This window comes from Clostridium lamae, assembly GCF_033043255.1.
In the GTDB taxonomy this organism is placed as follows: Bacteria; Bacillota; Clostridia; order Clostridiales; family Clostridiaceae; genus Clostridium; species Clostridium lamae.
In genome coordinates this window covers 67653-79438 of record NZ_JASCQJ010000009.1, presented here as the reverse complement: position 1 = coordinate 79438, position 11786 = coordinate 67653, and the positions used below count along the sequence as shown (strand labels likewise).

The 11786-nt window shown below is 26.8% G+C and carries 11 protein-coding genes and 1 other annotated feature; of the genes, 1 reads left to right on the top strand and 10 read right to left on the bottom strand.

Translation table 11 applies throughout. The features are described 5' to 3' along the window. Positions 1-67: 67 nt before the first annotated feature. The 8 genes from trpS to QK892_RS06810 all read right to left on the bottom strand — a co-directional run bounded on the left by trpS (position 68) and on the right by QK892_RS06810 (position 8861). Positions 68-1087: a tryptophan--tRNA ligase gene (trpS, locus tag QK892_RS06845; RefSeq protein ID WP_317272792.1), complete on the bottom strand. Its 1020-nt coding sequence runs from the start codon at positions 1085-1087 to the stop codon at positions 68-70. Positions 1088-1146: 59 nt separating this feature from the next. After that, positions 1147-1395: a binding site (T-box leader), on the bottom strand. 120 nt (positions 1396-1515) lie between these two features. Next, on the bottom strand, positions 1516-3672 hold the full coding sequence (locus QK892_RS06840) for a sensor histidine kinase (protein WP_317272791.1): 2157 nt from the start codon (positions 3670-3672) through the stop codon (positions 1516-1518). Next, the gene (locus QK892_RS06835; protein WP_317272790.1) at positions 3659-4363 is read right to left on the bottom strand and encodes a response regulator transcription factor; all 705 of its coding nucleotides are present in this window, start codon (positions 4361-4363) and stop codon (positions 3659-3661) included. The genes QK892_RS06840 and QK892_RS06835 overlap by 14 nt, the downstream gene beginning before the upstream one ends. 126 nt (positions 4364-4489) lie before the next feature. Continuing rightward, on the bottom strand, positions 4490-5104 hold the full coding sequence (locus QK892_RS06830) for a hypothetical protein (RefSeq protein ID WP_317272789.1): 615 nt from the start codon (positions 5102-5104) through the stop codon (positions 4490-4492). Next, complete coding sequence (locus QK892_RS06825; protein ID WP_317272788.1) at positions 5085-6335, bottom strand: glycosyltransferase; 1251 nt, start codon at positions 6333-6335, stop codon at positions 5085-5087. Before QK892_RS06825 ends, QK892_RS06830 begins: the two co-directional genes overlap by 20 nt. An 11-nt stretch (positions 6336-6346) precedes the next feature. Then, entirely contained in the window at positions 6347-6862 is a 516-nt protein-coding gene (locus QK892_RS06820) for a DedA family protein (protein WP_317272787.1), read from the bottom strand. Positions 6863-7189: 327 nt separating this feature from the next. Then, positions 7190-7873: a TVP38/TMEM64 family protein gene (locus QK892_RS06815; protein WP_317272786.1), complete on the bottom strand. Its 684-nt coding sequence runs from the start codon at positions 7871-7873 to the stop codon at positions 7190-7192. A gap of 283 nt (positions 7874-8156) precedes the next feature. After that, positions 8157-8861: a TVP38/TMEM64 family protein gene (locus tag QK892_RS06810; RefSeq protein WP_317272785.1), complete on the bottom strand. Its 705-nt coding sequence runs from the start codon at positions 8859-8861 to the stop codon at positions 8157-8159. 515 nt (positions 8862-9376) lie between these two features. Here QK892_RS06810 and QK892_RS06805 point away from each other — a divergent pair. Continuing rightward, positions 9377-10489 carry a DEAD/DEAH box helicase gene (locus QK892_RS06805; protein WP_317272784.1) on the top strand — a complete coding sequence of 371 codons (1113 nt, stop codon included), beginning with the start codon at positions 9377-9379 and terminating at the stop codon, positions 10487-10489. A 192-nt stretch (positions 10490-10681) separates the two neighbouring features. On the opposite strand, the gene QK892_RS06800 is transcribed toward QK892_RS06805, so the two are convergent. Together QK892_RS06800 and QK892_RS06795 are read right to left on the bottom strand one after the other, a co-directional pair. Further along, complete coding sequence (locus tag QK892_RS06800; protein ID WP_317272783.1) at positions 10682-11353, bottom strand: methyltransferase family protein; 672 nt, start codon at positions 11351-11353, stop codon at positions 10682-10684. 107 nt (positions 11354-11460) lie between these two features. Then, entirely contained in the window at positions 11461-11769 is a 309-nt protein-coding gene (locus QK892_RS06795) for an MGMT family protein (protein ID WP_317272782.1), read from the bottom strand. Positions 11770-11786 lie beyond the last annotated feature (17 nt).

Here is an 11786-nt window from a genome sequence, read left to right as displayed (position 1 = left end):
TGGTGATATTTAAAACAGTTGTAAATTAAAATAAATTAAAAAACTCCGCAAGGAGTTTTTTTCTTTGTCAATTACTAAAATAATTTAGCCCTATTGCATTTCTAACCTCATCTAAAGTATTGGAAGTGATTTCTCTAGCCACTTTACTTCCATCCTTCAAAATATCATATAAATACTCCTTATTTTTTTCATATTCTCTTCTTTTTTCTCTAATAGGCTTAATCTCTTCTTGTAATAATTCATTTAAATATATCTTTATTTTTATGTCTCCCAGTCCTCCTCTTCTATAATGCTCCTTCATTTCATTTAATAATATTTTGTCTTTACAAAAAATATCTAAATAAGTAAATACGACATTTCCTTCAATTCTTCCTGGATCTTCAGCTCTTATATGATGAGGATCAGTGTACATACTCATAACCTTTTTTCTTATTGTATCCTCATCATCAGATAGATAAATTGTGTTTCCTAATGATTTACTCATCTTACTTTTCCCATCTATTCCTGGAAGTCTTGCTGAAATTCCCTCTGGAATAATTGCTTTTGGCTCAATTAATATATTAGTTTTATAAATATTATTAAAGCTTCTAACAATTTCTCTAGTCTGCTCAATCATAGGAAGTTGATCTTCTCCAACTGGAACTACATTCGCTTTAAATGCTGTTATATCAGCAGCCTGACTTATAGGATAAATTAAAAATCCTGATGGTATACTACTTTCGAAACCTCTTTCCTTAATTTCATTCTTTACTGTTGGATTTCTTTCTAATCTAGATAATGAAACTAAATTTAAATAGTGCATAGTCAACTCATTAAGCTCTGGTATCTGAGATTGAATGAAAATAGTAGATTTTTTGGGATCTATACCTACTGCTAAATAATCTAATAAAACCTCTAGGAAGTTAGTCCTTATTTTTTCTGGATTTCTTGCATTATCTGTTAAAGCTTGAATATCTGCAATCATTATATTCATATTATACTTACCTGTATTTTGTAATTTTACCCTGTTAATTAAAGAACCAACATAATGTCCTATATGAAGTTTTCCTGTTGGTCTATCCCCTGTTAAAATAACTTCTTTTTTCATATATACTCCTCCTATTAGTAAAAATAATATTTCCAAAATAAAAAAACTCCGTCCTATATAAATAGGACGGAGTATAATATCCGTGATACCACCTAAATTGCATAACTTTAAAGTTACACCACTCATTTTCAAGTACTAGCATACTCTATCAGCTATAAGGTGCAGCCCACCATATCAGATACTCTCATAAGATTTCTCCTCATTCCTCAAAGATCCATTCATTAAACTTCTTCTTGCTAAGATTTCACCATCCTTAACTCTCTTTACTGAAGCTTTATTTAACTACTACTTCTTTTCATAGGATTAAAATATTCAATATAAATATATATTAACTTTTATTAGTTTTATTGTCAATAATACTTATTTTATCTTAATATAAAAAGGATTAAAACAAGTATATTTACATATACTATTTCAATCCTTTAAGACTACTTTTTAAATTTTAATACTACTTTAAATAAATCTCCATCTATTTCTATATTTAATGTTCCACCCTGTAATTCAACAAAGCTTTTAGCTATTGCTAATCCAAGGCCTGACCCTTCTGTATTTCTAGATTTATCTCCTCTTGCAAATCTTTCTACTATTTCTTCTGCTGTAAAATCTATTTCATTTGCTGACATATTCTTTAAAGTAACATATACATAACTTTCTTCATCAATAATATCAATAAATACCCTAGATTTTGGCATTGAATATTTCACTATATTTATTAATAAATTTTCAAATACTCTAAAAGTCTTCTGACTATCTAAAGGCACTATGATTTTATTTTCTGGGAAATTCCATTTAAATTTAAGTGATGATTCCTCAATTTTATCACCTAATTCAAATTGTGTTTGTTTCATAAGTGAAACTATATCTACATTAACTATATTTAATTGAACATTTTTACTTGTGGCCTTACTTACTTCGAATAGATCTTCTATCAAATTCTTAAGCCTTTGAGATTTTCTATCTAATGTATCTAAGTATTTTATTCTATCTTCTTTGCTTATATTTTCATCTTTTAATAAATCTATATAAGTTATTATTGAGGTTAAAGGGGTCTTTAAATCATGTGATACATTAGAAATAAGTTCACTTTTCATTTTTTGACTTTTTACCTCTTCTTCAACTGCATTTTTAAATCCAGTTTGTATTTTCTTAAGTTCACCTTTTAATGGTTCGAAAACCCCAAGTTCTTCTTCTATATCAACCTCTAAATTACCTTCTGCAATTTTATTTGTAGCTTTTAATAATACTGAATATTTATTTTGTATATCATGGAAATACTTTCTTAAAAAGAAGAATAAAAATATTGTATATATTATATGTGCACCTATCCCTAAAAATGATAACGTACTGATTAATGCTAAAACTATAAAATTAATAGTTAATAGCTTTATTATTAATTTATTAGATTTACTATTTAAATCTATATTAATAAGTTGAGTATATATTTTTCTCCAAAAACCTTTTATACGTTTAAGTATTTTGCATATTATTGTATTTTCTTTTATATAGTTTTTCAATCCTTTATTGAATATATATTTAATAAATACTACTGCTGTAAAAGAAGTTATTAATAGAAGAAACCAATAAGCTATATTGCCCAAATATAATAATGCATCAATATATTTATATGGTACCCCAATGTCTACTATACTTTCTTTAATTAATTGATTATTAATTGTCCAATATACTATATTAGGAGAAAATGTAACAAGGGCTGTAATCACTCCAATAATACTTATTAATATCTCAAAAGGAATTTTAATTACCTTTCTGATTAATAAAATATTCTTTTCTTTATTAAATGGAATAAATAAAGCTAATAATATTATGAGTACATATAATACTAAATCAATAAATGAGATAGTATTAGAATAATTGTAAATATATGATCCATCAATTCCACTACTTATTTCATCAGTATATTTTAAAGTTTGTGGTACTCCGTAAACTATAGTTAAATTAGATGGAGAGCTCGGATTTATATTAATAGAGGTATGAAAAATATTGGTCCATCCAAAATCTAAAAATCTATTTATACTATTATCACTTATTCCTCTTGACTTTAATATATTTAAATTTCCTTGTTCATCAAAATCTATAACGATATAAAACTGATAATGTTCATTAACCTCGTTTAGATTATTACCATTATTAGATATAAGCTGACTTAAGTTAGTATCTTCATTAGAAATTATAGTATTATTTTTTTTACTTACAACATAATAATCTAAATTTTTAAAATCTCTTTTTAGACGTGTATTCCATTCATTGATTTCAAAATTTATGTCATCCCTAACAAATCTATATTCCTCTGTATTATCTTCATAAAAATTATTTAATCCTTTAAAGAAAATTTCATCCCCATATAAGGATCTATTTTGCTCTTTTTCTAACATATCCTTATATAATACATAAGATCCCTCATATAAATTTCTTTGAAAATCATAATTATCAAAATATGATGGTGCCTTTTTGCTTTTAGCTATACCTTCTATTTCAGGATAAAAATTAACTAAACTAATGGATATAATTAATATTAATGTATAGACTATATAACTACCTATATTACTTACTTTATTGCTTTTCAATTTTGTATCCAACTCCCCACACTACCTTTAAATATTTTGGATTTTTAGGATTAATTTCAATTTTTTCTCTTATATTTCTTACATGAACCATTATTGTATCTGTATTTATAGCTTGTTCATTCCATACTCTTTCATATATTTCATCAGCTGAAAATACTCTTCCAGGATTTTGCATAAGTAAATGAAGTATTTTAAATTCAATTGGAGTTATTTTTACTTGATTACCATCTACAGTTAACTCAACAGTGTCAGCATTTAATTCAAGTCCTCCTATTATAAAGCTATTAGACTTTACTTTTTCGTCAACTACTAAATTTAGATATTTTGAATATCTTCTTAATTGAGAGTTTACTCTAGCTAGTAGTTCTAAAGGTGTAAATGGCTTTGTTACGTAGTCATCAGCTCCTATATTAAGTCCCATAATTTTATCAACCTCTTCTGATTTTGCGGAAAGCATAATAACTGGAAAGTCATGCTTTTCTCTAAGCTTCATAGTCATAGCTATTCCATCCATCTTTGGCATCATTATATCTATTATTGCTAAATGTATTTCTTCTTTACTTATAATTTCTAAACCTTCTACTCCATTGCATCCTTTAAAAACATTATACCCTTGATTTTTTAAGTATATTTCTATAGCATCTGCTATTTCCTTTTCATCTTCTACAACTAAAATATTATATGATTTCATAGTTATACTCCTCTTCCTTACAATAATGTATATCTATATTATACAATAAATTCTTTAAATTAATCATAATACCCAAAGTATATCTTTTAATCCTAAAGATATACTATAGGTATTTCTAAAAAATTTCTAAAGAGCTTTTATAATTTTTTCACTATAATCTTTAAAACTTATAAGATTGTCTGATGTAACAACTCCAAAATCAATAATATTTATTTTTATAGTTGTAAATGGTAATGGAATAGAGTATTTATCCCATCTATTTTTTAAACTTATTTTATTTGAGTAATCTAATTTAATTCCAATAAACTTTTTATTAGCTTCCTTTGATAAAGAAAATCCTATTTTCTTAGGAATATGGTATGGTCCTAATGGCCCATCTAATGCTATTGCGATTGATTCATTTTCTTCTTTGCTAATTAATCTTAAATCCCTTAAAAATGACTTCATTCTAATTCCATCTGGCATTCTTAAAGCCTTAACTTTATATTTTTTTAAAACATTTTCTATATAATTCCCCCTAGTATCTGCTGTGACAATAACATTTAGTCTATCTTTCTCATTAATTATTTTTTTTACAACTAGATTCATTGAGTAACTATCTCCATGCCAAAATCCAATTATGCTATTATTAATATCAAAGTTAAATTCATTTAAAACTATTTTACTTGTTTTAAAGACTAACTCTAAATATGCTATAAATAGCTTACTAATTATTATTTCTCTAGTTTGCCTTAAGTTCATATTTAAGTCCTCTATTATAGTATTCTTTTATTGTGTACTCATAATTGTATTCAGCCTTTTTTGCTATATTAGAATTTAGATATTTTAAAGCTTCATTATATGCTCCATATTTAAGTTCATTCATTTTTTCATAATTAGTTACAATATCCTTTACCTTTTCTGACCATTCATCTATATTTTCGTTTGTCATATATCCATTTTTATCATTTACTACAATATCAACTACTCCACTTGCTTTAATTGCAACTACTGGAAGTTTTGCTGCCATAGCCTCAATCAGTACAATCCCTTGAGTTTCAGATTTAGATGCAAAAAGGAACAAATCGCAAGCCTTATAATAATTACCAATTTCCTTATTATCAATTTTATTTAAAAATGTTATATTTTCCTTTAAGTTAAATTCTTTAACCATTTCAATTAATGCTTCTTTTTCTGGTCCTTCTCCAATTATTAAAGTATTAAATGAGTTTCCAATTTTATCTTTTACTGATTTAATCCCATTTATAATGAATTCAATATTTTTTTCTTTACTTAGTCTTGATACTGTACAAAAAAGATACTTTTTATCACCCTTATATTTTTTTCTTATTTCGTTTACAGTTTCATTTTCTTCTTTGAAATAATTTTCATTTAATCCAGTTGGCATAACTTCAATTCTTGTCTTAGTATTATTATTTATCAAATACTCTTTCATCATATTTGTTGGTGCGAATACTAAATCACACTTATTTGTAAAATACCTTACAAATCCAGGTACTAGTTTTTCTTCAGCAAAGTTTAAAATTGAATCTTCAAACTCCCCAAGATAATTTTCCTCATTCTTCTTAGCATTTTCTTCTAATGCTCTATAAGGTTTTATATAATGTAAGTATTGTTCATATCTAGTATGGTAAGTGTATGCTACTGGAATATTATATTTTTTCCCTAAATATAAAGCTGTTTGTCCCATAATTACTGGATGATGAACATGTATCATATCTATATTTAATGATTTAAATTTTCCTTCTATTTCTTTGTCAAACATATTTGGAATAACTATTCCACCTGAAATTTTATACCTGACTGACTTATATCTTATAACATACTCTTCTTCCTCTTGATTTTCATAAGTTGGAGCAAATATATAAACTTCATGTCCTAATTCTCTAAGTCCATTAGATAATCTTTCTATAGATATAGGTACTCCCCCAACAAATGGTTTATAATTATTAGTTAACATTGCTATTTTCATTTATATCCCTCCTATAAAAAAGTTAATTTTTGAAATACTGCTTCTCCAAATACATAACCTGCACCTATAAAAACAAAATTCCATATAAATATTCCTAGTGTTGAACTCACTGTATATTTAACAAAATTTAATTTTAAAACTCCTGCTGGAATTGAAATTAATGTCCTTGCCATTGGTAGAAGTTTACTTATAAATACTCCCATAGATCCTTTTTCCCTTAAAATATTAAAATTTTTATTGATAGCTGCTTCATGCTTAGGAAATTTTTTCAAATACTTTTCAAGAATAAATTCTCCTGAAAATCTACCTAGAAAATATAAGGCCCAACTCCCTAAAAGCCCTGCTAAAACAGAAAGTGCTATTACTAAAACAATATTTTCTCCACCTTTTGAGGCCCATACCCCTGCAAGAGGCATTATTATTCCAGCTGGAAAACCAGGCAAATTCAAATATTCTAAAAATACTATTATAAAAACAACTATTATTCCATATTGTGAAAAATATTGATTTAAAACTCCAATATCCATTTGCTATCTCTCCTTTTATCTTATTAATCTTAGTTTAAATTCAAAATCTTAATATATTTTTGTTATAAACCTAAAGATTTTATAAATAAAAACTTAAACTTTTCTTGACTATTTATATAATTAATGTTATTATGATTGAGCAGTTGGTACGTAAGTGCTAATTACTTGAGGAGCTTGGTTTGTCTTTCGCCGGATTACCAAGCTCCTCTTTATTTTTATAGTTCAAATTATTGAACTTCAACAATTAGATATTATTTCACATGGTAATATTTATATAAATTCATAGATAATATAAAAAATAGGAGTTGTATTATACAACTCCTTTAATCATATAGCTTTTATTAATTTCGTTAATTTCTTTTCAATTTTACTACTATTGATTACTATAATCACAGATACTAATAGTATTATTCCCCATATCCATAGAGGTATTGTTATACTTGCTGAGCCTAATGCTGTAGCTATTAATATTTCCCATGGTCTTGTAAGTATTAATAAAATAAAGTATCTTTTAAAACTCATTCTACTAAGCCCAACTAAGAAATTTATTATATCATCAGGAAAGAATGGAAGTAGTAGCATTAAAAATATTATCATTTCTCCCTTTGGTGAACTTATAATATCTTCATATTTATTCAAAACTTTCGGACTTACAAATCTATCTACAAATGCCTTTCCATATATCCTAGATAAGAAAAATATTATTGCTGATCCACTAATTATAGCTAAAGTTGTTATAATAAAAGATTCCCACATTCCAAACACCATTGCTCCTGCAACTGCACTTACATTACTAGGAATAGGTGCAATAATAATCGATGCCAATTGTAATAAGAAAAATATAATAAAAGCTTTATTTCCAAATCCCTGAATGTACCCTTTAAATTCTTCTAATGATGACATATAACCTATAATTCCACTTGATTTAAAATATATTATTATAGATATAATTGCTGCTATCCCTATCAATAAAAATATCCATTTTTTTATCTGTATCTTACTATTGCTCATCTGCTATCTCCTTTTATAAAATATATCTGACTCTATAGAACTACTAATCTCAAAAGACTAAACACCTTGTATTTACTCTCTTTTATTAATTTCAGTATAGTTTTAAAATCTTAATATATTTACTGTATAAAACTTAAGATTCTCTAAACATAAACTTAAAAAAATCTGTATTCTCTAATTCGAATACAGATTTTTATTTATAATATTAAAGCTCAATCTTAATTTACTAGCTAACATTCTTCTTATTTAATAAATTAAATTAATAAAAAACTAAACTGAGCTCTTAATTTTGATAACTATTCTTAGCTATAGATTTTATTAATTTAGTTAATTTTTCTTCTATTTTACCTCTAAAAATTATTACAATAACAGCTGCTATTGCTATTACTCCCCATCCCCATATAGGTATTGTTATACTTGATGAACCTAATGCTGTGGCCATTAAAATTCCCCATGGTCTTGTAAGTATTGAAATTATAAAATATTTTTTAAAACTCATACTACTAAGTCCAACTAAGATATTTATTATGTCATCAGGGAAAAATGGAAGTAGTAGCATTAAAAATATTGCCATTTCACCCTTTGGTGAATTTACGATTTCTTCATATTTATTTAAAATTTTATTGCTTACAAACCTATTTACAAAAGTCTTTCCAAATAGTCTTGATAAGAAAAACACTATCGCTGACCCGCTAATTATAGCTAAATTAGTTATAATGAAAGACTCCCACATTCCAAATACCATGGCCCCTGCCATAGCACTTATATTACTAGGAATAGGTGCAATAATAATCGATGCTAACTGAACTAAGAAAAATGCAATAAAAGCATTATTCCCAAATCCATCTATATAATTTTTAAAATCTTCTAATGATGACATATACCCCATAATTCCACTTGATTTAAGATAGATAATTATAGATATAATTGCAACTATACCTATCAATAAAAATATCCAGTGTTTTATCTGTATTTTATTTTTGTTCATCAATTTTCTCCTTTTATAAAGTAAACTATATAATTTAAATTAGCTTTATCAAAAATGCTTTCCTTAAATTACTTAGTACTTATTATTTGCTTTATATTTTTTATTAATCTTAATATAAAATTAAAATCTTAAGAAATACTTCATCTATAACTAAAGAATTTCTAAAAAAAGTGTGATATATAAGGTTGCTTATTCCGTCGCGCCGCTCCAAGTCATCGCAACCTTATATATCACACTTCAAAACTAAAGGTAATAATTCCTCATTTCATTCGGAATTATGAAAGTTTTTTACATAATAATCTTTTTATAAATTCCAAAAAAACAAATTAAAAGGATGTAAATATTCTTTGCGACCTCGTAGAAACTCCAAGTCGCCATTATATTGATTATTTATATTTTAAATGTTATGATTAAGACATTACTATATAAGTGATATAATTGCGGAGCTTGGTTAACTTTCACCGGATACCAAGCTCTAATTTATTTTATATAGCTTTTAAAGAAAGGATATAATTATGAATTTTAAAGATTTAAAAATAAATGAAAAATTAGTAGATGAATTAAAGAAAAATGGTATTGTAACACCTACTAAAGTTCAAGTTAATGTTATTCCTCAAATAATTAATAAAAATGATGTAATAGGTAAGTCAAAAACTGGCTCTGGAAAAACTTTAGCATTTTTATTACCTATACTTCAAAGAATTAATAGTAATTCTAAAAATACTGAGGTGCTAATTTTATCTCCAACTAGAGAATTAGCAATACAAATAACTGAAGAAGCTACTAAATTTAATATAAATGATTTAGGAATATTGGCTGCTTACGGTGGCAAAGACGTTGGCTCACAATTAAAAAAATTAAACAAAGGCATTAATATTATTATTGCAACTCCAGGAAGGCTAATAGATCATTTAGAAAGAAAAAGCATAAACTTAAGTAAGCTAAATACTGTTGTTATAGATGAAGCAGATCAAATGCTTTTAATGGGCTTTAGAAATGAAATAGAAAAAATAATGTCTTACGCTCCTAAAAAGCTTCAAACTCTTTGTTTTTCTGCAACTATAGATTCTAAGGTGAAAAAATTAGCTTACAGATATATGGCTAATCCTACTATTATTGATATTACAGAAAATGAAGACTCTGAAATTCCTAATATTAAGCAAGAAGTAGTTAAAACTACAGATAGATGGAAGGCAGATGCTTTAATAAAAATTTTAGAAGAAGATAATCCATTTATGTCTATTATCTTTTGTAGAACAAAAAGAAGAGCTGATGAGTTAGAAATTAAACTGGCTGCTAAAGGTATAAAAGCTGCAAAAATACATAGTGATGTTCCTCAAAATAAAAGAGAAAAAATAATGAAATCTTTTAGAAATTGTGAAATACAATATTTAATAGCAACTGACGTAGCTGCAAGAGGAATAGATGTTACTGGAGTAACACATATATATAACTATGATGCTCCTGAAAGCGTTGAAAGCTATATTCACAGAATTGGAAGAACAGCTCGTGCTGGAGATAGTGGCTATACTTGCCTAATTACAGACCCTAAAAATTATAATATTCTAGAAGAAATAGAAGAATATTTACAAACTAATATTCCTGAGCGTGAAGTTACTTTCAGGTAAAAAAAGAGAAAAAAATATAATGCTAGCTGTTCCGTCGCAAGCTCCAAGTCACACTAGCATTATATTTTTTTCTCTTGCCACTAAAGGAAATAAGTCCTCCCTCAGTCGAAATTATATAAATTATCTGCGACCTCGTAAACTCCAAGTCGCCCTCATATAACATTTATCTACTCTTTAAATTTGGAGTTGCCTTTACCAAATGAATGGAATCACTCTATATTTCACCTTGTTTTTATATTCCAAATATCCTGACAGTCCTTTTTCTAATACTTCTTCCTCATTTTTAATTCTTTTTGTAATAATAACGGGATATAAAAGAAAAATTACAAATGCAAATATGGAACCAAGTACTAATGTCATAGACAAAAATAATAAAATTGTTGAGGAATACATTGGATGCCTTACAATTCCATATAATCCTGTATCTATTACCTTTTGATTTTCTTGTACTTCTATAGTTCTTGATAAATATATATTCTCTCGTAGAACTTCTGCATACATCACATAAGAGAATAAAAATATAATTGTTGCTACAACTATAAGCCATCTAGGTAATATAATCCACTGAAACCTATAGTTTAAGCCAGAAACTACAAAACCACAGATAAACATTATCCCACCAAGCAGAATTACCATTTTCTGCTCAGATTCCTTCTCTTTTGCATTTAGCCTTTTACGTAATAAATCAGGATTCTTAGTCATCAAAATAATTCCTACAATAAGCATAGGTACAAAAAGAATAGCTATAAATAGCCAAGCATTCCAATAATTTAATGTACCCGCTGAAATGAATAATAAAAATGCTATTATTATAAAGCCAAAAACAAATTTTGTGATTGCTTGTATAAACAATTTCTTATCCATTTAAATTCCTCCCTGCCCCTATTTATCTTTCACTTTTCTTTTATTATACCATATTTTTCAAGTGCACCTTTGCTTATAATTCTATTTATTCATCATTAAGCCCAATCCTAGCAATCCCACTTATTTACCTTCATATCAACATGATTCTCATCTTTAAAGGATACACCTTCATCTAATAGTAAGATTCGTTGTTCCTTCCAACCTGGTGCCAACCTTCCGGCATGATTTACAACACGATGACATGGATATCTCCCATAAAACTCTGCCTGACTAAGAACCCTTCCTATAAGTCGTGCATTTTTGTCTCTGCCAATAAGTCTGGCAATTTGTCCATACGTAGCTACTTTCCCTTTCGGGATTTCTTCCACAACAGAAAGTATTTCATAAATTAATTGTTCATTCATAACCTTTTTCATATATTCACCTGTGATAC

Excerpts from the sequence above, each read along its gene's own strand:
- trpS (WP_317272792.1), bottom strand. The coding sequence starts at position 1,087 with ATGAAAAAAGAAGTTATTTTAACAGGGGATAGACCAACAGGAAAACTT.
- QK892_RS06835 (WP_317272790.1), bottom strand. The coding sequence starts at position 4,363 with ATGAAATCATATAATATTTTAGTTGTAGAAGATGAAAAGGAAATAGCA.
- QK892_RS06830 (WP_317272789.1), bottom strand. The coding sequence starts at position 5,104 with ATGAACTTAAGGCAAACTAGAGAAATAATAATTAGTAAGCTATTTATA.
- QK892_RS06825 (WP_317272788.1), bottom strand. The coding sequence starts at position 6,335 with ATGAAAATAGCAATGTTAACTAATAATTATAAACCATTTGTTGGGGGA.
- QK892_RS06820 (WP_317272787.1), bottom strand. The coding sequence starts at position 6,862 with ATGGATATTGGAGTTTTAAATCAATATTTTTCACAATATGGAATAATA.
- QK892_RS06815 (WP_317272786.1), bottom strand. The coding sequence starts at position 7,873 with ATGAGCAATAGTAAGATACAGATAAAAAAATGGATATTTTTATTGATA.
- QK892_RS06810 (WP_317272785.1), bottom strand. The coding sequence starts at position 8,861 with ATGAACAAAAATAAAATACAGATAAAACACTGGATATTTTTATTGATA.
- QK892_RS06805 (WP_317272784.1), top strand. The coding sequence starts at position 9,377 with ATGAATTTTAAAGATTTAAAAATAAATGAAAAATTAGTAGATGAATTA.
- QK892_RS06800 (WP_317272783.1), bottom strand. The coding sequence starts at position 11,353 with ATGGATAAGAAATTGTTTATACAAGCAATCACAAAATTTGTTTTTGGC.
- QK892_RS06795 (WP_317272782.1), bottom strand. The coding sequence starts at position 11,769 with ATGAAAAAGGTTATGAATGAACAATTAATTTATGAAATACTTTCTGTT.